This is a genomic window from Pseudomonas sp. TE3786 (assembly GCF_054057335.1).
In genome coordinates this window covers 50,173-71,968 of sequence record NZ_JBSRZF010000019.1, presented here as the reverse complement: position 1 = coordinate 71,968, position 21,796 = coordinate 50,173, and the positions used below count along the sequence as shown (strand labels likewise).

Genomic DNA, 21,796 nt, shown 5'->3' with positions numbered 1-21,796 from the left:
ATCGCGTACTACCGAACACTCAGCGGCGGATTGGTAAGTTTCTCCAGCAACCCGGCCTGCGCACTGCGGGCGTTCTGGTTGCCGGTCGGGCTGGAGCGCACGTAGCGGCCATCCGGTTGCAGCACCCAAGCCTGGGTATTGTCGCTGAGGTAGGACTCCAGCTCTTTCTTCACCCGCATGATCAGCTTCTTGCCCTCCACCGGGAAGCAGGTTTCCACGCGCTTATCCAGGTTGCGCTCCATCCAGTCGGCACTCGACAGGTAGATCTTCTCGTCGAAGTCATTGAGGAAGTAGAACACCCGGGTGTGCTCGAGAAAGCGACCAATGATCGAGCGCACGTGAATGTTGTGCGACACGCCGGCAATGCCCGGGCGCAGGCAGCACATGCCACGCACCACCAAGTCGATGCGCACACCGGTCTGGCTGGCTTTGTACAGCGCGCGGATGATCTTCGGATCGGTCAACGAGTTGAACTTGGCGATGATGTGCGCCGGCTTGCCTTCAGCCGCCAGAGCCGTCTCGCGGGCAATCATGTCGAGCAGGGTTTTCTTCAGCGTGAAGGGCGCATGCAGGAGCTTCTTCATGCGCAGGGTCTTACCCATGCCGATCAGCTGACTGAACAGCTTGGACACGTCTTCACATAGCGCATCGTCGGAGGTGATCAGGCTGTAGTCGGTGTACAAGCGCGCGTTGCCGGCGTGGTAGTTGCCGGTACCCAAGTGGGCGTAACGCACGATCTCACCGGCTTCACGGCGCAGGATCAGCATCATCTTGGCGTGGGTTTTGTAGCCGACCACGCCGTAAATCACCACCGCACCGGCGGCTTGCAGACGGCTGGCCAGCTGCAGGTTGGACTCTTCGTCGAAGCGCGCGCGCAGTTCGATGACCGCGGTCACTTCCTTGCCGTTACGCGCCGCATCCACCAGGGCATCGACGATCTCCGAGTTGGCACCGCTGCGATACAGGGTCTGCTTGATCGCCAGTACATGGGGGTCTTTTGCCGCCTGACGCAGCAGGTCGACCACCGGAGTGAACGACTCGAAGGGGTGCAACAACAGGATGTCCTGCTTGCTCACCACGTTGAACAGGTTGTCGCTGTTCTGCAGCAGCTTGGGAATAACCGGGGTGAACGGCGTGTATTGCAGTTCCGGGTGGCTATCCAGACCAGTGATGCTGAACAGACGGGTCAGGTTCACCGGACCATTGACGCGGTACAGCTCGGTTTCGCTGAGGTTGAATTGCTTGAGCAGGTAGTCGGCCAGGTGCGCCGGGCAGGTGTCTGCCACTTCCAGGCGTACCGCATCGCCATAACGCCGGGAGAACAGCTCGCCGCGCAGGGCGCGTGCCAGGTCTTCCACGTCTTCGGAGTCCAGCGACAGGTCCGCGTTACGGGTCAGACGGAACTGGTAGCAGCCCTTCACTTTCATGCCTTGGAACAGGTCGTCGGCGTGGGCGTGAATCATCGACGACAGGAATACATGGTTGTCCCCAGCGCCGCCCACTTCTTCCGGCACCTTGATTACCCGCGGCAACAGACGCGGTGCAGGGATGATCGCCAGACCGGAGTCGCGGCCGAAGGCATCGATACCTTCCAGCTCGACGATGAAGTTCAGGCTCTTGTTCACCAGCAGCGGGAACGGGTGCGTCGGATCGAGGCCGATGGGGGTGATGATCGGCGCAATCTCGTCGCGGAAATAACGCCGCACCCAGGCCTTCATCTTGGTCGTCCAGAAGCGGCGACGGATAAAGGTGATGTTGTGCTTGGCGAGCTCGGGAAACAGCACGTCGTTGAGAATGGCGTACTGGCGATTGACCTGCTCGTGCGCGACCTCACTGATACGGGCCAGCACCTGATGCGGCTGCAGGCCGTCGGCACCGGCCTGCTCACGGGCGAAGGTGATCTGCTTCTTCAGCCCGGCCACACGAATTTCGAAGAACTCATCCAGGTTGCTGGAGAAGATCAGCAGGAACTTAAGGCGCTCCAGCAACGGATAGGATTCATCCAGCGCCTGTTCCAGCACGCGGATATTGAACTGCAGCTGCGACAGCTCGCGGTGGATATACAGGCTGCTGTCGTCCAGGCCCGGAATCGGCAGCGGCGCAGGTGCCGGCACCTGTTCCACGGCAGCGACCACCGGTTCTTCCGCCACGGCCTCGCTAACCGGTTCCTGCACCACAGGCTGCTCTACTGCCACTTCGTCCACCGCCTGCTTTTCCACTGCCTGTTCCGCTACGGCCTGCGCTTTAAGCGCGGCCGCGTTGCTGAGTCCTTCGGTATTCATCGGGGTTTCCCAAGAGGGCTTACTGCCCTTGCTTTAGTAGTTGTGCCGCACGCACGGCGAAATAGGTAAGGATGCCATCGGCACCCGCGCGCTTGAACGCCGTCAGCGATTCGACGATCACTGCCTCGCTGAGCCAGCCATTCTGGATGGCCGCCATGTGCATGGCGTACTCGCCGCTGACCTGATAGACAAAGGTCGGCACGCGGAATTCCTCTTTCACCCGGTAAAGAATATCCAAGTACGGCATGCCTGGCTTGACCATCACCATATCCGCGCCTTCGGCCAGATCGGCCGCCACTTCGTGCAGGGCTTCGTCACTGTTGGCGGGGTCCATCTGATACGAGGCCTTGTTGGCTTTGCCCAGGTTCAAGGACGAGCCGACCGCATCGCGAAACGGCCCGTAATAGGCGCTGGCGTACTTCGCCGAGTAGGCCATGATCCGCACGTTGGTGTGGTCGGCAAGCTCCAGAGCTTCACGAATGGCCTGGATACGGCCGTCCATCATGTCGGACGGTGCCACAACCTGAGCGCCCGCTTCGGCATGGGACAGGGCCTGACGGACCAGCGCGTCGACGGTGATGTCGTTCTGCACGTAGCCTTCGTCGTCGAGAATTCCGTCCTGACCATGGGTAGTGAAGGGGTCGAGGGCCACGTCACTGATAACCCCCAGTTCCGGAAACTTCGCGCGCAACGCACGGATGGCGCGCTGGGCAATGCCTTCCGGGTTCCAGGCTTCGCAGCCATCCAAAGTCTTTTTCTCTGCCGGGGTTACCGGGAACAGCGCCAGCGCCGGAATACCCAACGCCACCCAGGCTTCGGCTTCCTTGAGCAGCAGGTCAATCGACAGGCGCTCCACACCCGGCATGGACGGCACTTCTTCACGGCGGTTTTCACCTTCCAGAACGAAGACCGGCAGGATCAGGTCGTCTACCGTCAGCACGTTCTCGCGCACCAGGCGGCGGGAAAAGTCGTCGCGGCGGTTGCGACGCAGGCGGGTGGCAGGGAACAGACGATTGGCGGGGGTAAAGCTCACGGCAAACTCCTGGGCCCGCAGGGACGGGCGAGTGTGACAGTTATAGGCGGCCATTATGACTAAAGAATGACATCACTGCCGCTTGTGCGACGGCGCGCCGCAGCCAGTCGCCATTCTGCCTTGGAATAGACTAAGGGCTGATGCGTCACGCTTTCCCCTGAGGCGCTGGCAGGTTAGGCTGCGCGTTCATTTCGCCGTGCACGCTGACGATGCTCCAACAATTCCTGCAGGACTTCGGTTACCTCGCCTTGTTTCTTGGCACTTTCTTCGAAGGCGAAACCATTCTGGTATTGGCCGGCTTCCTCGCGTTCCGTGGTTACATGGACATCAACGCGGTGGTGCTGACGGCCTTCTTCGGCAGCTATGCCGGCGACCAGCTCTGGTACTACCTGGGGCGCAAACACGGACGCCGTCTGCTGGCCCGCAAACCGCGCCTGCAGAAGATGGGCGACAAGGCGCTGGTGTATATCCAACGCCATCCCGATCTCTGGGTGCTGAGCTTCCGCTTTGTGTATGGCATGCGCACCGTGATGCCGGTGGCAATCGGTCTGTCCGGCTACCCGCCACTGCGCTACCTGATCCTCAATGGCATTGGCGCAATCGTCTGGGCGGCCGCGCTGGGCTATGCCTCGTTCCGCTTCGGCTCGGTGATGGAAAGCATCCTGGGCAATATCAAGAAGTACGAGCTCTGGGTGCTGGGTGCTCTGATTCTGCTCGGCGCGGCCTTGTGGCTGCGCCGCTATCTGAAATCGCGCAAGGTCTGATCAGGCCGGCACGGCGACGCCAGCGCGGCGCGCGGTGATCACCAGCGCCAGGGCACTGACCAGGCTGTAAACGCCCAACAGACTCCAACTCAGGCCGCTGATCGGCAGTAAGCCGACCTGCTCCGCCAGCCACAGCGCCGGCGCGTTCAACAGCAGGCGCAGCACCTCCAGGCCGAATGCATGGCCACGATTCTCCAGCCAGGTGCCCAGCACATACAAACCGAACGCCATCCACACGCAGCTGCCGAGCAGCACCGCCACGCTCTGGGTGGCACCATTGGCCAACAGAAAACTGCCCGCCGCCACATACAACACGAACTGCAAACCGGCATACCACTGTTGCGCCGGGCGCAGCGGTATGTGGAATTTGACGAACTGACTGAGGTCGGGCTTGGCGTGCGGGTATTGGGCCGCCACATCGGCCGGGCGCCAGCCGGTGCGCATAAACCAGATACGCAGCTTGTCCCACAGCGACCCTGCCTGCGCCGCATCCTGCCAGAGCAGCGCATAGAACTGCAGATTGGCCCACAACGGGTTCCAGCTGGCCAGCGGCGTGGTCACGCCAAACACCACCGGCTCCTCGTCCAGCTCTTCCTGGAAGGTACCGAACAGGCGGTCCCAGACAATAAAGACGCCGCCGTAGTTGCGGTCCATGTAGACCGCGTTCTGCGCGTGGTGCACACGGTGATTGGACGGCGAGATAAACACCCACTCGAACCAGCCGAGCTTGGGCACATGGCGGGTATGTACCCAGAACTGATACAGCAGGTTCAACGCCGCCACGGTCAGGAACACCAGCGGCGGCACGCCCAGCAGCGCCATCGGCAGGTAGAAGATCCAGCCGAAAATCCACCCGGTACTGGTCTGCCGCAAGGCGGTGGACAGGTTGTACTCCTCACTCTGGTGATGCACCGAATGCGCCGCCCACAGCACATTGCGCTCATGGCCCAGGCGGTGGTTCCAGTAGTAACAGAAGTCATAGAAGACAAAAGCGAACACCCATACCCAGAGGCTCTGCGCCGAAAGCTCCAGCAGCCCCCAGTGCTGCCAGGCGAAGGTGTAGGTGAGCAGCCCCACCACCTTGGTCAGCAAGCCGACCGTGGTGGACAGCACGCCAGCGCTGAGGCTGTTGATGGCGTCGGCCAGGCGATAGGTGCTCAGCCCGCGCCAGCGATCGGCGAGCAGCTCCAGGGCAATCAGCAGGAAGAAAAAAGGTACCGCATAGAGGACGTAATTCATGGCACACCCGTCATTGTTATTGTCCGGCCACAAGCTGGGACTATAGGCAAGAATCCTAGCCCCGAGCCACGTCAGACTCCGCGACATGGGGTGACAACCTGAGCGGCATTTAGCGACAGCCATTTCGGAGCCTGCGCCAGAAAAAACCGGCAGATGACAATTTCATAACGCGCTTTCGCGCAAACTGTGGTCGAAACCTGTACCAGCTAGGCAGCAACGGTTGGTCGAGGGTACTTGGCGGCTGGCGCAGCGTCGGGTTAAGTCAAAGGGCCGAGTGTTCGGCCGACCCATCGAGTAACGGGATATCGCCATGCATAAAAAAGTCGCTGTACTTCTCTCTGGCTGCGGCGTCTACGACGGTGCCGAGATCTATGAAAGCGTGATCACCCTTTTGCGCCTGGATCAACGAGGCGTCGCCGTGCAGTGTTTTGCACCCAACGTCGCCCAGCACCATGTGATCAACCACCTGACCGGCGAAGAGATGCCTGAAACGCGCAATGTGTTGGTCGAGGCCGCACGTATCGCGCGGGGCGCAATCAAGGATCTGCGCGAAGCCCGTGCCGAAGACTTCGACGCGCTGATCGTGCCCGGCGGCTTTGGGGCTGCGAAAAACCTCAGTGACTTTGCCGTCAACGGTGCCCAGCTAAGCGTTCAGGCCGACGTGCTGAGCCTGGCACAGGCCTTCGCCGCCGCTGGCAAGCCGGTGGGCCTGATGTGCATTGCCCCGACCATGGCCGCGAAGATCTTCGGCCCCGGGGTCATCTGCACCATCGGCAATGATGTCGATACCGCCGCCGCGCTGACCACCATGGGTGCGCAACATAAAGAGTGCACGGTCGACGATATCGTCGAAGACCCCAAGCACAAGCTGATCACCACGCCCGCGTACATGCTGGCGCAATCCATCAGCGAGGCCGCCTCCGGCATCAACAAGCTGGTGGACCGGGTACTGGAGCTGAGCAACAGCTCCAACTGACCCTTCTGCACCAGGCCAGGAAGGCCGCTGACAACAAGGATGTTTCGCCATGCGCCCGCACCACGGTTTTACCCTGCCCGAACTACTGATCACTCTGGCGTTGCTGCTGATGGCCTGCGGCATCGCCCTGCCCAACCTCAACCAATACCTGCACCACAAGCGCCAGGAGGACTTGCGCCACAGCCTGCAAAGCCACCTCAAAGCCGCCCGCGGTGAAGCCATCGCCCTGATGCAGCGGGTCGAACTCTGTGGTTCCAGCAACGGCCTGCAGTGCGACCAGGCGTGGGCCAAGGGCTGGCTGATTCGCGACCCCAGCAGCCAGCGCAAGCTGCGTTATTCCCGCCAGCAAGGCCAGCAGCAGTTGCGCTGGGCGGGTGCCGGTGCCACCAGCCAGAGCGTGATCTACCAGGCCAACGGCAGCACCGTCGCCAGCAATGGCCGCTTTCTCCTGTGCGATGCCGAGGGTCAGGTGGCCTGGCAGTTGGTGATCAATCGACAGGGCCGGGTGCGCCATGTGCAGGGCCTGGAAAGTGGCCAGAGCGATGCCGAACTCTGCCGCTAATTCACCATGACTGAAGAGTTGCTGTGAGCACTCCTACGGAGATTTTGCCGACGCCTGCTACATCGGCACCGCGTCCGGCCAAACAATCGAGGTGCCTTATCCCTCATTGATTGCTGTGGCACAGGGAGCGCCATGATGAGCACTGCACGGACGACCTCGGTTACACCTCCACTCAAGCCGCTAGCCAGCCCCTTAACCAGCCCCTTAACCAGCCCGTTAATAAAGACAGCTGGCTTCAGCCTGGTGGAAATTCTGATCACCACCTGGCTGCTCAGCGTCGGTTTGCTGGGCATGGCCGCACTGCAAGGCCGTGCCATCGCTTACGGTGACGACACTCTGCAGCGCAGCACCGCCGCCATGCTGGCCAACGATCTGCTGGAGCAGATCCGTGCCGCCCCGGGCGACTGGTCGCGCTATCTGCAGAGCGGGCCAGAGCAACCAGCGCCAGCGCCGCCCTGCAAACTTCCCCCCGGCCAGCCGTCCGCCCAGGTTGCCTGCTGGCTTTCCGAGCTCGCGCAGCTACTGCCGGGCAGCCAGGCGCTGGCCAATGGCGAGACTTATGTGTGCCGCTCGCCGGCACCGGGAACCTGTAGCCACAGCGGCGCGGCCATCGAGATTCAGGTGGCGTGGCCGGGCAACTGTGCACCGGGCAACACACCCTGCCGCTATCGCGTACGTAGCGAGATCTAGGGAGCGCCAGCGATGAAAAAAACTCAGCACGGACTGTCTCTGGTGGAGCTGTTGGTGGCCCTGGTGATTGGTGCTTTTCTGGCCGTGACGGTGGCGCAGATCGCCATCGATCAGCAACTGGGCTACCTGTTCCAGCGCGCCCAGGCCGACAACCAGAGCAATGCTCGCTTCACCCTCAACTGGCTGGACCAGCAACTGGCCAGAGCCGGCTTCAAGCGCCGCCCCGATCAGCCGTTGGAAGCCGCTTTTCCCGCACTCAGCGAAGCGCAATCCGGGGTGGCCGGCTGCGCCTTTACGGCTGGCCAGGTGATCAAACCGCTGAATGCCAAAGCGCTGTGTATCCGTTACCAACCCAGTGATCGCCTGGAGGCGGATTGCCTGGGCAACGGCCGCGCCGCCAACACCGCCGCCCTGGCGCAACCCTATGCCGAGGCCGCCGAAGCCTATGTGGAAAAGTTCATGCTCAATGCCAGCCAGCAACTGCTGTGCAGCAGCAAGGATGGTGCCGCCAGTCTCACTGAAGGCATTGCCGATCTGCGCTTTGATTTCGGCGTGGGTCTGGCCGACTCGCGCCAGGTCAACCGCTACACCGCCTCGCCCGCCAACGGCGAGTACATCCGCAGCGTGCGCTATGCCGCGCTATTGAGTGCTCCGGTCGCGCCGCGGGCCGTCTCCGCCACCTCCATTGCCTGGACCTACTGGTACGGCACCACCTCAGCGCAGCCCAAGCCGGACCGGCTGTACCAGGTGGTCAAAGGCACCACCACCTTGCGGAACCTGCTGCCATGAAGTGCGCAGAGCAACGGGGCAGCGTGCTGCTGGTGACCTTGATTCTGCTGCTGGTACTCACCGCACTGGCGGTTTCCAGCGTGCGTGACAGCGCCCTGGAAACCCAGGTGATGACTCGGGATCTGCAACAACACCATCTGTTCAATGCGGCCGAGGCCGGTCTGCGCGATGCCGAGCGGCGCATCGCCCGGGCCCGCGAACCACTGCCCGCCTGCGGCGCACCGCCCTGCGTGCAAGGGCTGGCCAGCAACAACATGCTGGACTTTGCCCAGGCTACGCCCTACTTCAGCGGCGAAGACCGCGGCGGCATGAACGCCAGCGTGCGCTGGTATATCCGCCTGATCCCCTCCACCCCCGCGCAACCGCGCAACGCCCGTTACGGCGAAGCCGCCAAGGCCACCGGCAGCTATTACTACGAGGTTAGCAGTCAGGCCTTTTTCCCCGCGCTCGCACCTTCCAATCTCAACAGCAACTGCGCCGCCGGCGTGGTATGCCTGCGCTCGGTCGTAGCGCGAACCTTTATCGAGCAGCAACCATGAGCGGCCGTCTGCTGTGGGGGCTGGCTCTGATACTGCTGGGCAGCGCGGTGTTCGCTGACAGTGAGCTGCCGTCCTGCAGCCCCACTGCGCAGAACAGCCCGGCGCAAACGGTGGCCGGTGAAGCACCCGGCGTGCGCTATCGCACCGGCTTTGCCGTCGACGGCTGGACCGGCGAATTGAGCAAGGAGCAGCTGTCGGCCACTGGCGAGGCCAGCGTGCTGTGGCGCGCCAGTGAGCAGATGGCCAACCCGCGGCGCATACAAACTCCTGCTACCGCCCCCAGCAGTGATCTCACGGATTTCACTTGGGCAAACCTCAGCCCGCAGCTACAGGCAGCACTTAACAGCACGGCCAGCGGGGTAATCGATGGCTATGGCCCAGCGCGGGTCAGTCTGCTACGTGGTGAAAGCTGCAGCCAGCTGGAGGGCTGCGCTAGCTTGCGCCAAGGCTTACCGCCGCTCGGTGATATCGTCCACAGCAGCGCATGGGTGGTGGCTGCGCCCAATCGTCGTGCCACCGTGATGGAACACTATGACGGCCCGCCGGGTGCCTATGCCGCTTTCCAGGCCAAGCCCCGTCGCACGCAGGTGTATGTGGGCAGCAACGACGGCATGCTGCATGGCTTCGACGCCGCCAGCGGTGAAGAGCGTCTGGCGATCATTCCCACGGCAATGATCGCCGCTCTGTCGGCGCTGACCGCGCCGGATTACGGCCGCGCGGGCGGCAGCTCCCATCGCTTTTTCGTCGACGGCCCACTGCTGGCGCAAGACGTCTATTACGACCAGGCCTGGCATACGGTGCTGCTGGTGACGTTCGGCGCGGGTGCTCCGGGGCTGATGGCCCTGGAGGTCAGCGACCCGGACCAGGTCCACTTGTTATGGGAACTGTCCAGCAGCCCGGAGCACGACCTCGGCCATCTGCTCGGCCCACCCACCATCGCCCGCTTGCACAGCGGCCAATGGGCAGCGGTGCTGGGTAATGGCAGCGCGGTAGAGAACAACAGCGCCGCCTTGCTGCTGGTGGATATCCATACCGGTGCCCTGATCAAACGCCTGCAAACCCCACAACCCACTCCCGGGCTGGCCATGCCGCTGGTGGCCGACAGCAATGCCGATGGCAACGCCGACTATGCCTATGCCGGCGACGACCTGGGCAATTTGTGGCGCTTCGATCTGTACCCGGTGAACCAAGGCAACCTGAACAAGAGTGCGCCTGAAACGCCGGCCACTGCTGCGCAGTTTCGCCTGTCCTTCGGCGGCAGGCCGTTGTTCAGCACAGTGCCCGGGCAACCCATCAGCCTCGCCCCGGCAATCGTTGGCCATCCCACGGAAAAGGGTTACCTGGTTATCCTCGGCAGCGGACGAAACGACCGCCCGGATGCCCCTGGCAGTCACGCCCGGCAAAGCCTGTACGGCATCTGGGACCGTTACACCCAGGGTCAGAACACCCAGACAACGGCCACGGTCAGCGCCGATACGCTGCAAGAACAGCACCTGCAGCTGCCCACGGGCGGCGAAGAACAGGAACCCTACAGCCTCACTCGCCAGCCCATCGACTGGGATAGCAAATCCGGCTGGTACCTCGAGCTGCAGCCCGCAACTGCGGATGCCGCGGCCGAGCGCCAGCAGGAACCCGCGCAGCCCTTGGGCGAGTTGCTGTTTCTGCGCACCCGCAGGCCGAGTCTGGAACCCTGTCAGGCGGATCGCGAGCGACGCCTGTATGTGCTCGATCCGACGCTGGGCGGACGCCCGCTGTTCCCGGTGTTCGACCTGAATGGCGACGGCCGCGTCGATGAGCAGGACACTGTCGCCGGGCTACCACCGTCGTTCCTGTCGGCAGGTGCAGAGCTGCTGATCGTACCCACGGCGACGGATGGCATGCCGTGCCTATTGGATGCTGCCAGCTGCTCGCCGCTGGCCATCGGCCCGCGTGCCAATGGCCGGCAAAGCTGGAGGGTGGTCACCGATGCCCTGCCTTGAACATCGCCGTCGGCGCGGTTTCAGTCTGTTGGAATTACTGGTGGTGTTGCTGATCGCTGGGCTGCTGTATGCCATCGCCGCGCCGCAGTACCGGCAATTCGTCCTGCGCGCCAATCGCAGCGAGGCGCAGGCCATGCTGGTCGATGCCGCCGCACGTCAGGCCCGTTATCACGCTCAGCACCAGCGCTTTATCACCACCCAACCGGCCATCGCCGATCTGCAGTTGCCCCATACCCAGGGCAGCGAGGTACAGAGTGCCAACGGGCTGTATCGGCTGACGGTGGGTGACGGCGATGGCGGCTATCTGCTGATGGCCGAACCCCTGGGCGCGCAACGCGCCGATAGCCGTTGTGCCAGCCTGATGCTCGACGGCACCGGCACCACTGGCATCACCGGCAACGGCAGCCCCAACGAGTGCTGGAAATAGCCGGACACCGCCCAGCCCTTGCACCACGTCCCTAGCATCCAATGATGGCACCCAAATCACAGTGCAATTAAAAAGCTGTTACATGGCCATCATTGCCCGCCTATAATGCCGCGCCTTCGCTATAGCGATTCGGTATTTAAGCTCCTCTGCTTATGAGGAATTGGCAGGAAGCCAGCCCTACTGTCAATGGGTCACGCCAGTCCGCCCAGCGCCAGCGGCTGTATTTTTCAGGGAAGAAGTCGCTCCAATGCTATTCCGTACCCCCTCGTTGCTCGCGCTCAGCGCTATCACCCTTCTGTCCGGCTGCTCCGCGTTTCGCAACTACGATTCCGAACTGGCCCAGACCAACCAGCAACTGGCTACCGGCAACGTCGATGCCGCGCTGACCCTGCTGGAAAAGAACAACAGCGGCGAAGACAAAGACCTGCTCTATTACTTCGAGAAAGGCGAGCTGCTGCGCGCCAAGGGCGACCTCAGCGGCAGCCAGAACGCCTGGGGTCAGGCCGATCAGGTGGTGGGACACTGGGAAGATTCGGTGAAGCTCGACACCGACAAGTACCTGGCCCAGTTCGGTAGCTTCCTGGTCAACGACAAGGTGCGGCGCTACGAAGGCTACGACTACGAAAAAGTCATGCTGACCACCCAGATGGCGCTTAACCAGCTGGTGATCAACGACTTCGACGGTGCGCGTACCGCAATCAAGAAGACCCACGAACGCGAAGCGGTGATTGCCGAGCTGCGTGACAAGGAATACCTCAAGAGCGAGGAAGAAGCCGAGAAGCAAGGGGTCAAGACCCAGTACAAAGATCTGCAGGGCTACCCGGTCGCCAGCCTCGATGCGCCGGAAGTGGTGGGCCTGAAAAACAGCTACCAGAGTGCCTTCAGCCATTACCTGGCCGGCTTCGTCTACGAAGCCCTGGGTGAAAAAGACCTGGCCGCGCCAGGTTACCGCACCGCCGCCGAGCTGCGCCCGAACACCCCCCTGCTGGAGCAGGCGCTGAGCAACCTCGACAAGCCGGCTGCCGGCGATGACAGCGACGTGCTGATCGTAGTGCAAAGCGGCCTGGCACCGGCCCGCGACTCGATCCGTATTCCGTTGCCACTACCGATCTCCAACAACCTGGTGATCACCCCGCTGTCGTTCCCGGTGATCAAAGCGGACACCTCCACCGCCGCCTTTAGCCAGATCGGCGTGGATGGTCAGCAACAGGACCTCACCGCCCTCAACAGCACTACTGCCATGTCCCGTCGCGCGCTGCGAGATGACATGCCAGGGATCATCCTGCGCACCACCGTGCGCGCCATTACCAAAGGCGTGGCACAGAAACAGATCAACGATGCCAACCCACTGGTGGGCCTGGCCGTCGGTATCGGCTCGGTGGTGCTCGAAGGTGCCGACACCCGCACCTGGCGCACCCTGCCGGACAACACCCAGGTGGTGCGTCTGCGCCTGAAGAAAGGTCAACACCAGGTGTCGCTGCCCAGCAGCGTCGGCGGCGCGCTGGTGAAGATCAATGTCGATCAGCGCTATCAGGTGTTCAGCCTGCGCGCGGTGGGCAATCAGGTATTTGCCGCCGGCACCGTCGCCCAGGTGCAGTCGGGCAGCAGCCTGACCACCGTGGCCAGCATCACACAACCGTAAGTACGGAGTCTTTGCATGCGCTTCAAACTCATCGCCGTCGCCGCTCTCGCCTTGTTGGCCAGCGGCTGTGCCACCCCACCGCCACCGGAAGCCGGCTCGTCCGCGAGCAAGGTGGTGGCCATGGGCAAACTGAAAAACATCGTGGTCGGCTCCATGCGGGTCGCCCGTGAAAACGGCTTCAAGACCGTCAATGTGCAGCTGAGCAACACCAGCTACAGCAACCAGACCTTCTACTACCGCTTTGCCTGGATCGGTGCCGAAGGCTTCCCGGTGGGCGGCGAAGAAGTGTGGAAACGCCAGCTGATGTACGGCGAACAGGTCAGCTTTATTCAAGCCATCGCCCCGACTCCACAAGCCGTGGATTTCCGTCTGGAAATCAAAACGCCTTAAGCCCCACCCCTATTGCCGTTTTCGAGAGCCTTGCCATGTTTGTACGTTTTTCCTTGATTGCCGCTGTTGTCCTGCTGGCCGGCGGTTGCGCCAACACCTCGCCAACCCTGGGTAGCAAGAACATCAGCTACGGCGACACCAAAGCGGTTGAAACCGTCACCAACGAGTTCGGCTCCACCGATTTGCAGATGATCGCCGAAACCATGACCCGTTCCCTGGCCCAGTCCGGCGTGCTGCAAGGCCGCCCGGTGGTGCAGGTGTACGACGTGAAGAACAAGACCAGCGAGTACATCGATACCCGCGAGATCACCACCAGCATCAAGACCCAGCTGATGAAGACCGGCACCGCCCGTTTCGCCAGCGACAACACCGAAATGCAGAGCCAGGTCGACCAGCTCAAGCTGCAGAACCAGAGCGGCATGTACAAGCAAAGTACAGTGGCCAAGACCGGCAATATGATCGCCGCCAAATACCGTCTGGAAGGCTCGATCAGCTCGATCGTCAAGCGCAGCAGCGACTACAAGGACGTCTTCTACAAATTCAGCCTGCAACTGGTCGATGTTGAAAGCGGCCTGGCCGAGTGGATGGACGAAAAAGAAATCCGCAAAACCACGGAGCGTTGAGCAATGCGCGTATGGATTGGCATGATGGCCCTGGCTTGCGCATTCAGCGCGCCAGCAGCGCCAAAGGTCGCGGTCACCGATCTGGCCTATCAGGAGCGTGTGGAGCAGTACATCCACATCGTTTCGGCCCAGAGCGCCTACCGCGAGGGGTATTACAGCGCCAGCGGTGCCGCGAGCTACAACGAACTGGAAGCGTCCACCGGCTATATCGAGCAGACCGAACTGCGCAATTTCACCGGCGATATCAAGGGTGAAATCCTCCGCACCGGCATGTTCCAACTGGTACAAGGCACGCCCTATACCGCCTCGTCCAAGGGTGACGTCTACGATGTGATCAAGCGGATCAAAGCCGGCAACTTCAAAGGTGCCGACTACGTGCTGTTCGGCAGCGTGTCCGATATCGACTTCACCCGTGACGTCAACGAGCTGGCCAACACCGACAGCTATTCGGCGATTCTCGGCCTGACCCTGGTGGCGAACTTCAGCCTGATCAACACCAAGACCCTGGAAATCACCTCGGCCTTTACCGCGATGGGCGAAGGCCAGGACACCAAGCTGGTGAACGGCCGCGATATCAAGGTGTCGCTGAACCGTCCACGGGTGGTGCGTGACGTAGCCAAGGCGCTGGGCGAAGACGTCGCCAAGCAACTGAGCCAGCAGCTCGGCGGTGGCGGCTACCCGCAACCTGGTCAGGCGCAGCAGCGCAATAACCTGCCGCCGGATACCGCGCCGCAGATTTTGCGCTGAGTGTCTTGCGGCCTCGTGGCACTAAATAGTGACGCGTGACCAAGGCGACCCTGATGGGTCGCCTTTTTTATGCCCGACGCCTGCGCATTGCGGCCATGCCCGCCGAACTCTCCGGCAAAACCGCTAGAGGTCTGGCGCCCTCAGCTGCCTTTGCGGCAGGCTAGCCCTCTACCCATGGAGCACAGAACCCTATGTCCGAACCTACCTTCGAACTCACCGCAGAGCTGAAGCAGGCGGTACAAGGCTTCTTCGAACGCATTCCGTTCAACCAGATGCTTGGCATCCGCATCGATGAGCTGTCCACCGATCACGTGCTGATGTCGCTGCCGATGCAGCCGGCGCTGGTGGGCAACTTCGTGCATGGCATTCTGCATGGTGGGGTGATCTCCGCGCTGCTGGACGTTACCGGCGGGGCCATGGCACTGATTGGTGCCTTCGAGCGGCATCAACACCTGAGCAGCGGCGAGCGCATGGCCCGACTATCGAAACTGGGCACCATCGACTTGCGGGTGGATTATCTGCGCCCCGGCCGCGGCCAACATTTCGTCGCCAAGGCGGTGTTGCTGCGCTCCGGCAACAAAGTAGCGGTGGTACGCTCGGAACTGCACGCCGATGACGGCACCCTGGTAGCGGTGGGCACCGGTACCTATCTTTGCGGCTAATGGAGTACGGCCAAGGCTCAAGCTCGGGTTTCCAGGCCCGGCGAGCAAAAGCGTAGCCTTCACCGGCGACGCCCTTTAAGATGGCCGAAAATGGCAATGCGCCATCACTGTGAGCCTTAGCGCGCAACCTTTTGGGCTGGAGTTCGTGATGTCACTGCTGCACTTCATTGCTGACATGCCAGCGAACCAGACGGTGATCCTTGGTTGCCGGCATGACCCGAGCCTGGTGTTTCTCGCCTACCTGGTGGCCAGTGCCGCCGGATTCACGGCGCTGGCGATGGCCAATCGGGTCAGCAGCAGCCAGAGCGCCGGGGCCCGCGAACTGTGGCGCTGGGTCGGGGCTTTTGCCCTGGGCGGCGGCATCTGGTCGATGCACTTTATTGCCATGCTGTCGTTCAGCGCCCCGCTGAGTATTGGCTACGACTTCCATATCACCCTGCTTTCCCTGCTGATCGCCATCGCCGTCTCCTATGCGGTGATGTGGGTAATCAGTCGCCGTCGTCTGGTGGCCTGGCAGTACCTGGCGGCCGCCATCACCGCCGGTGTGGGCATCGCCACCATGCACTACAGCGGTATGGCCGCCATCGAGTCTGCGGCCAGCCTGTACTACGACCCGCTGCTATTCGCCGTGTCCGTGCTGATTGCCATCGGCGCCTCCCTGGCGGCCGTGGTTCTGGCGTTCTATTTCCGCGGCAAGACCGGCGAGCGCGCCCATTGGTTGCGAATTCTGGCCAGCCTGGTGATGGGCGGGGCGATTGCCTCGATGCACTTCACCGGTATGGCGGCGATGACTCTGGCGGTGCCTACCGATATCTACGCCCAAGTGTTGCGGCCGGTGGCAGAAACCGGCGAGCAAAGTGTCCTGGCGATCTCCATCGGCTTGATTGCGCTGCTCATAATTGTCGCCGGCATTGGTGCCAGCTGGGCCGATCAACGCCTGCGCGAACAACACGCCAAATTGCGCCGAGTCGCCCAGCAGTTGAACGTGATCACCCAATACGACCCGTTGACCAACCTGTTCAATGGTCGCGCCTTCACCCAACTGGCCATTCGCGCCCTCAGCACCGTGGAACCAGCACAACGCTGGGCGCTGCTGTTTATCGACCTGGACAACTTCAAGCGCATCAACGACAGCCTCGGCCACGCCAGCGGCGACCACCTGCTGCAGTTGGTGGCGCAGCGCATCCGCTCCGCCCTGGGTGGCGACGATGTACTGGCGCGGTTCTCCGGGGATGAGTTCTGCGTGCTGGCCAAAGTGGAACACGGCTACCAGGCCGAGCAGCTGGCCAGCCGCATTGTCGACCAACTGCAGAGCCCGTTCAGCCTGTCCTGCGGGCAATTGACCCAGACCGCCAGCATCGGCGTCAGCCTGTATCCCCAGGACAGCGCCGACTACGACGCCCTGTTCAAACACGCCGGTCTGGCCATGGGCTACTGCAAGCAGAACGGGCGCAACCGCAGCCTGCGCTTCAGCCCGGACCTGGAACGCCGTGCGCATATGGACCTGACCCTGGAGCAGGACCTGCGTCGTGCCCTCAATGAAGAAGGGCTGCATGTGCATTACCAGCCCATCGTTTCCAGTGAGACCGGCCAGGTCATCAGCCTGGAAGCCTTGGCCCGCTGGAATCACCCGCAGCGTGGCGCGGTAAGCCCCGAGGTGTTCGCCCCGCTGGCCGAGCAGCATGGTTTTATCGTCGAGCTGGACCTGTGGGTGGCCGAGCGTGCCTGCCGGGATCTTATGACCCTGCGCAAAGCCGGCTTCCCCGAGCTGCGGGTGGCGTTCAACTGCTCGGCGCTGAACCTGTCCAACCGCGCCCTGCCGGCGGCCATCGAACAGATTCTGCTGCGGACCGGCCTGGACTCCGCCGGTCTGGTGATGGAAGTCACCGAGAACGCGCTGATGAACAACCTCAACACGGCGGTAGAGATTCTCGAAGAGATCCGCCGCTTGGGGGTGAAGATTTCCATCGACGACTTTGGCAGCGGCTATTCATCCCTGGCCTACCTGCGCAGGTTGCCGGTCAACAGCCTAAAGGTCGACCGCTCGTTTATCCGCGACATTCCAGCCGAGCCCAACGACATGGCGATCACCTCGGCAATCATCGCCATGGCCCACAAGCTGCAATTGAAGGTGGTGGCCGAGGGCGTGGAGACGACCGAGCAGCTGGAATTTCTGCGCGCCAATGACTGCGATCTGATTCAGGGTTTCCTGTTCAGCCGCCCACTGGCGCTGGAGGCTCTGCTGGCCTGGCTGACCCCGGCCGAAACCTCGCCTCAGCTCACGGCCTGACGGGCCAGGCGGGTCAGAATACGGTCCAGGCTATTGGCGAATGCCTGTTTGTCTTTATCGCTGTAAGGCCCCTGGCCGCCGCCGACCTGGCCTTGCTCACGCAGGTCGGTGAACAGGTTCCGCACCGCCAGGCGCTCGCCCATATTGCCGGCATCGAACTCTCGGCCTCTGGGGTCCAGCGCCGCCACGCCCTTTTTCACCAGGCGATCGGCCAGCGGCACATCGCTGCAAATCACCAGCTCGCCCGGCACGGCATGCTCCACCAGATAATCGTCGGCAGCATCCGGGCCGCTGGGTACCACGATCAGACGCACACAGGCGAAGGCCGGTTTGGTCTGGCTTTGCCCGGCAACCAGCAGCACCTCGAACTGACGCTTCAAGGCGAACTTCACCACCTGATCCTTGGCCGCCTTGGGGCAAGCGTCGGCATCGATCCACACGCGCATGGGCGCACTCCTTCGAGCGTTAAAAACAAAACGGGCGAGCAGTGTGACACTGCTCGCCCATTTTCCCGCAGCCTTGCTTAGTTGGCGCTGGGTGCCTGCTCACGTTGGCGTGCGGTGACAAAGCTGCGGCCATAGAGCAGCGCGATGGCGAGCAGGGCAAGCGCCTGGGCCGACAGCGAGTAGAGGTCGGCGTGCACGCCCAGCCATTCGAACTCAATGAACGGCACCGGGTGCGTACCAAACACCCCGGCTTCCTGCAACGCCTTCACCCCATGACCGGCAAACACCACCGACAAGGCGCACAGCAGCGCGGCGTTGATGCCGAAGAACAGGCCCAGCGGCAAGCGTGCCGAACCGCGCAGAATCACCCAGGCCAGGCCAACCAACAGCACACAGGCAGTGAGCGCACCACCCAACACGGCGCTATGCCCGGCCGGACCGGCCTGCAGCCACAGGGTTTCGTAGAACAGGATCACTTCGAACAGCTCGCGGTACACCGAGAAGAACGCCAGCACGGCGAAGCCGAAACGGCCACCGCCACCCACCAGGCTGCTCTTGATGTAATCCTGCCAGGCGGCGGCATGCCGACGGTCGTGCATCCACACCCCGAGCCACAGCACCATTACGGCCGCGAACAAGGCGGTGCAGCCTTCCAGCAGTTCCCGTTGCGCGCCGCTGACATCGAACAGATAGGCAGCCGCAGCCCAGGTGAACACCCCCGCCAGCATCGCCAGACCCCAGCCGATATGCACGCTGCGCTCGGCCGACTGCTGCCCGGTGTTACGCAGGAAGGCCAGAATCGCGGCCAGCACCAGAATGGCCTCGAGGCCTTCGCGCAGCAGAATTAATAGCGCCGAAACAAAGCTCAGCGACTGGCTCAGGCCGTCACTGCCCAACAGCTTGGCCGACTCCTGCAGCTTGCTTTTAGCGAACTCCAGCTTCTGCGCCGCTTGCGCCAACGGCAGGCCGTCCTGCAGCGATTGGCGGTAGGCCATCAGGCCTTTTTCGGTGTCTTTGCGCACTTGCGCATCAACGTTATCCAGGGAGCTTTCCACCAGCTCGAAGCCTTCCAGATAGGCGGCTACCGACAGGTCGTAGGCCTGGTCGTGGTCGCCCTTGCTGTAGGCCGCCAGACTCTTGTCCAGGGTGGCGCTGGTGTAATCGAGCAATTGCTGCGGACCACGCTGAACCACCGGCGGCTGGGCGCGCTGGCTGCGGAATAACGTAGCAGCGGGCTCACCCTGAGTGGCGGCGATTTCATCCGGGGTCTGGCGGGCCAGCTCGGCCAGATCGAAGGTCTTCGGCTTGGTGCCATCGGTAGCAGCGGGAGTGGCTGCCGGCGCAGCGGCGCTAAAGCTGGCGATATACACGGCCAGGTCCCAGCGCTGGCGCTCATCCAACTGGTCGGCGAAGGCAGTCATATCGGTGCCGTCGATGCCCAGGGTGGTGGTGCTGTACAGGTCGTACAGGCTTAGGCGGCCCAGACGCTTGGCATCGGTCAGATTCGACGGTGCTGGCTCAAGGCCGATACCGGCAGGGCCATCACCCAACCCGGCGTCGCCATGGCATACCGCACATTGCTGCGCATAGATCGGCGCGCCGCGGGTGGGGTCGGGAGTGATCACTGGGGCCTGGCTGACTTCATAGGCCGCCGCCACTTGCGCGCTGAGCTGACGGGCCTGGCGGCTGACTGCGGCAACGTCCTGATGCTGGGCGATGGCGTCGTGCAGGGCACCGATACCTTGTTCGATTTCGCCACGCTGCGGCCGTGCCGGCAGGGCCACGATCAAGCCGTGCAAGGTAGTCAGGGCATCGAGTTGTTTCTGGTAGCTGTCGCCATTGATCACCTGGCCTGCATTTACCGAATCGGCGTAATCGGCACCGATATAGTCGAGCAAATGAATGGCCTGGGCGGTTCCTTCCACCGGGTCAGCGAATGCGTTGAGGCTAAAGACGGACAACAACGAAAGGAGGCACAACAACAGGCGGGGAGAGGCAAACATGATTCCATCCCAAATAAGAATGGCTGGCATTGTTACCTTCCTAACGTTCTCACTCAAGTCTTGTAACAAAGCTTTCTCCGGACGATTGCTCGGCGCAGCAGAGAAAACCAGAGAGACTGAAATGAAAACGGCGCGATCAGAGTCGATCACGCCCCTAAATGCAAACTACAAGCTTTGCCGAAATCAGCTCACCGCTCGGCGGACGCTGGCCAGTAAACCGGCAGCGCCAATGAACAGTGCGCCGAAAGTGCGGTTCATAAGCCGTTGCTGACGCGGGGTACGCAGCAGACGCAGTACTTTCGATGCCAACCCGGTGTAACCCGCCATCACAATCAAATCGACAGTGATCATGGTCGCGCCCATGGTCAGGTACTGCATCAATTGCGGTGCCTTGGGGTCGATAAACTGCGGCAGCACCGCCAGCATAAACACCACCGCCTTGGGGTTGCTGACATTGACCAGAAAGCCGCGCAGCACCAGGGACAACGGACGACCCGTGGGCCGCTCGGCTGCTTCGTCAGCCAGATTGCTCGGTAGCGCACGCCATTGTTTGATACCCAGAAAAACCAGGTAGAACACGCCAAACCATTTGATCAGGCTGAAGGCCAACTCCGAGGCCGAGAGAATCGCGCCAACACCGGCGGCGACAATGGCGATCTGCAACGCCAGACCCAGTTGCAGGCCCAGGGCATTCCAGTAGCCGCGCCAGAAGCCGTATTGCAGGCCGGCCGACATCGAGGCGATAGCGCCTGCACCAGGGGAAAGACTGATCAGCCAACAGGCCACGAAAAACGCCAGCCAGGTTTCCAGCAGCATGGCTGCGAACCTCAGAAAGAAGGGGGGCGCTTACGGTAACGCGCTGTGTGGCGACTGACTAGCACAGTCGCCACACAGATAAGGAGCACAGAAGCCGCTTAGGCGTCCGGGCTGTTCTTGCGCAGGTGTACCGGCTCGACATCCTTGTTCGCCGCCCGGGCCCGGGCAGTGCGCATACGGATATTGATGGCTTCCACCGCCAGCGAGAAAGCCATGGCGAAATAGACGTAGCCTTTAGGCACATGCACTTCGAAGGCTTCGGCGATCAGCACGGTGCCGACCACGATCAGGAACGACAGCGCGAGCATCTTCAGCGATGGATGCTTGTCGATGTATTCGCTGATGGTGCTGGCCGCCAGCATCATCACGCCAACCGAGATGACGATGGCCGCAATCATCACCGGAACGTGCTGCACCAGGCCCACGGCAGTGATCACCGAGTCCAGGGAGAAGATGATGTCGATAATGGCGATCTGCGTGATGATCCCCATAAAGCCATACACCTTGCCGCCGGCTTTGGCTTCCTCTTCCGCGCCTTCCAGGCCGTGGTAGATCTCGGCGGTACTCTTGAACAACAGGAACAGGCCACCGAAGAACAGGATCAGGTCACGCCCGGAGATGCCTTGCTCGAACACGGTGAACAGATCCGTGGTCAGGCGCATCACCCAGGTGATCGACAGCAACAGCAGAATCCGCGTACCCATGGCCAGGGCCAGGCCGAAGAAGCGCGCTTTGGGTTGTTGCTCGACCGGCAGACGGCTGACCAGAATCGAGATAAAGATGATGTTGTCGATGCCAAGGACGATTTCCAGAGCGGTCAGGGTCAAGAACGCGACCCAGATCTCCGGGCTCATTAGCCATTCCATAGTGTTGCCTCAAAAGGGTAGGTAGAACCCG

At 62.1% G+C, this 21,796-nt stretch carries 21 protein-coding genes; 14 read left to right on the top strand and 7 right to left on the bottom strand.

Annotation, left to right across the window (positions count from 1 at the left end; genetic code table 11):
• Positions 1-8: 8 nt before the first annotated feature.
• Both ppk1 and hemB read right to left on the bottom strand, forming a co-directional pair.
• Positions 9-2,282 carry a polyphosphate kinase 1 gene (gene ppk1 / locus ACVW0Y_RS19195; RefSeq protein WP_457440511.1) on the bottom strand — a complete coding sequence of 758 codons (2,274 nt, stop codon included), beginning with the start codon at positions 2,280-2,282 and terminating at the stop codon, positions 9-11.
• A 19-nt stretch (positions 2,283-2,301) separates the two neighbouring features.
• Positions 2,302-3,315: a porphobilinogen synthase gene (gene hemB / locus ACVW0Y_RS19190; protein WP_457440509.1), complete on the bottom strand. Its 1,014-nt coding sequence runs from the start codon at positions 3,313-3,315 to the stop codon at positions 2,302-2,304.
• Between the two features lie 209 nt (positions 3,316-3,524).
• On the opposite strand from hemB, the gene ACVW0Y_RS19185 reads away from it, so the two are divergent.
• Positions 3,525-4,079 carry a DedA family protein gene (locus ACVW0Y_RS19185; protein WP_457440507.1) on the top strand — a complete coding sequence of 185 codons (555 nt, stop codon included), beginning with the start codon at positions 3,525-3,527 and terminating at the stop codon, positions 4,077-4,079.
• On the opposite strand, the gene ACVW0Y_RS19180 is transcribed toward ACVW0Y_RS19185, so the two are convergent.
• Positions 4,080-5,318, bottom strand: a complete 1,239-nt coding sequence (locus tag ACVW0Y_RS19180; protein WP_457440505.1) for a sterol desaturase family protein — start codon at positions 5,316-5,318, stop codon at positions 4,080-4,082.
• Between the two features lie 310 nt (positions 5,319-5,628).
• Between ACVW0Y_RS19180 and elbB the strand changes: the two genes are divergently transcribed.
• From elbB to ACVW0Y_RS19115, 13 genes are all read left to right on the top strand, one after another.
• The gene (elbB, locus tag ACVW0Y_RS19175; RefSeq protein WP_457440504.1) at positions 5,629-6,294 is read left to right on the top strand and encodes an isoprenoid biosynthesis glyoxalase ElbB; all 666 of its coding nucleotides are present in this window, start codon (positions 5,629-5,631) and stop codon (positions 6,292-6,294) included.
• A 49-nt stretch (positions 6,295-6,343) separates the two neighbouring features.
• The gene (locus tag ACVW0Y_RS19170) at positions 6,344-6,856 is read left to right on the top strand and encodes a GspH/FimT family pseudopilin (protein WP_457440502.1); all 513 of its coding nucleotides are present in this window, start codon (positions 6,344-6,346) and stop codon (positions 6,854-6,856) included.
• Between the two features lie 132 nt (positions 6,857-6,988).
• On the top strand, positions 6,989-7,546 hold the full coding sequence (gene pilV / locus ACVW0Y_RS19165) for a type IV pilus modification protein PilV (RefSeq protein WP_457440500.1): 558 nt from the start codon (positions 6,989-6,991) through the stop codon (positions 7,544-7,546).
• Between the two features lie 12 nt (positions 7,547-7,558).
• A complete protein-coding gene (locus tag ACVW0Y_RS19160; RefSeq protein WP_457440498.1) occupies positions 7,559-8,335 on the top strand; it encodes a PilW family protein in 777 nt (258 codons plus the stop codon).
• Positions 8,332-8,874, top strand: coding sequence for a PilX N-terminal domain-containing pilus assembly protein (locus ACVW0Y_RS19155; protein ID WP_457440496.1), 543 nt, complete (start codon positions 8,332-8,334; stop codon positions 8,872-8,874). The genes ACVW0Y_RS19160 and ACVW0Y_RS19155 overlap by 4 nt, the downstream gene beginning before the upstream one ends.
• Positions 8,871-10,853: a pilus assembly protein gene (locus ACVW0Y_RS19150; RefSeq protein WP_457440494.1), complete on the top strand. Its 1,983-nt coding sequence runs from the start codon at positions 8,871-8,873 to the stop codon at positions 10,851-10,853. The genes ACVW0Y_RS19155 and ACVW0Y_RS19150 overlap by 4 nt, the downstream gene beginning before the upstream one ends.
• On the top strand, positions 10,840-11,280 hold the full coding sequence (locus ACVW0Y_RS19145; RefSeq protein WP_457440492.1) for a type IV pilin protein: 441 nt from the start codon (positions 10,840-10,842) through the stop codon (positions 11,278-11,280). The genes ACVW0Y_RS19150 and ACVW0Y_RS19145 overlap by 14 nt, the downstream gene beginning before the upstream one ends.
• Positions 11,281-11,527: 247 nt before the next feature.
• Positions 11,528-12,922, top strand: a complete 1,395-nt coding sequence (locus tag ACVW0Y_RS19140; protein WP_457440490.1) for a COG3014 family protein — start codon at positions 11,528-11,530, stop codon at positions 12,920-12,922.
• Between the two features lie 15 nt (positions 12,923-12,937).
• Positions 12,938-13,312 carry a YcfL family protein gene (locus ACVW0Y_RS19135; protein WP_457440488.1) on the top strand — a complete coding sequence of 125 codons (375 nt, stop codon included), beginning with the start codon at positions 12,938-12,940 and terminating at the stop codon, positions 13,310-13,312.
• 35 nt (positions 13,313-13,347) lie between these two features.
• Positions 13,348-13,935, top strand: coding sequence for a penicillin-binding protein activator LpoB (lpoB, locus tag ACVW0Y_RS19130; protein ID WP_457440486.1), 588 nt, complete (start codon positions 13,348-13,350; stop codon positions 13,933-13,935).
• 3 nt (positions 13,936-13,938) lie between these two features.
• Positions 13,939-14,682 carry a penicillin-binding protein activator LpoB gene (locus ACVW0Y_RS19125; protein WP_457440484.1) on the top strand — a complete coding sequence of 248 codons (744 nt, stop codon included), beginning with the start codon at positions 13,939-13,941 and terminating at the stop codon, positions 14,680-14,682.
• A 191-nt stretch (positions 14,683-14,873) separates the two neighbouring features.
• Positions 14,874-15,344: a thioesterase family protein gene (locus tag ACVW0Y_RS19120; RefSeq protein WP_457440482.1), complete on the top strand. Its 471-nt coding sequence runs from the start codon at positions 14,874-14,876 to the stop codon at positions 15,342-15,344.
• Between the two features lie 148 nt (positions 15,345-15,492).
• The gene (locus ACVW0Y_RS19115; RefSeq protein ID WP_457440480.1) at positions 15,493-17,634 is read left to right on the top strand and encodes a putative bifunctional diguanylate cyclase/phosphodiesterase; all 2,142 of its coding nucleotides are present in this window, start codon (positions 15,493-15,495) and stop codon (positions 17,632-17,634) included.
• Here the strand turns inward: ACVW0Y_RS19115 and ACVW0Y_RS19110 are convergent.
• From ACVW0Y_RS19110 to ACVW0Y_RS19095, 4 genes are all read right to left on the bottom strand, one after another.
• A complete protein-coding gene (locus tag ACVW0Y_RS19110) occupies positions 17,619-18,080 on the bottom strand; it encodes a YaiI/YqxD family protein (protein WP_457440478.1) in 462 nt (153 codons plus the stop codon). The genes ACVW0Y_RS19115 and ACVW0Y_RS19110 overlap by 16 nt on opposite strands.
• Positions 18,081-18,157: 77 nt before the next feature.
• Complete coding sequence (locus ACVW0Y_RS19105) at positions 18,158-20,083, bottom strand: FTR1 family protein (protein WP_457440476.1); 1,926 nt, start codon at positions 20,081-20,083, stop codon at positions 18,158-18,160.
• 183 nt (positions 20,084-20,266) lie between these two features.
• Entirely contained in the window at positions 20,267-20,899 is a 633-nt protein-coding gene (gene rhtB, locus ACVW0Y_RS19100) for a homoserine/homoserine lactone efflux protein (protein ID WP_457440474.1), read from the bottom strand.
• Positions 20,900-20,997: 98 nt separating this feature from the next.
• A complete protein-coding gene (locus tag ACVW0Y_RS19095; RefSeq protein ID WP_457440472.1) occupies positions 20,998-21,765 on the bottom strand; it encodes a TerC family protein in 768 nt (255 codons plus the stop codon).
• Positions 21,766-21,796: the final 31 nt, after the last annotated feature.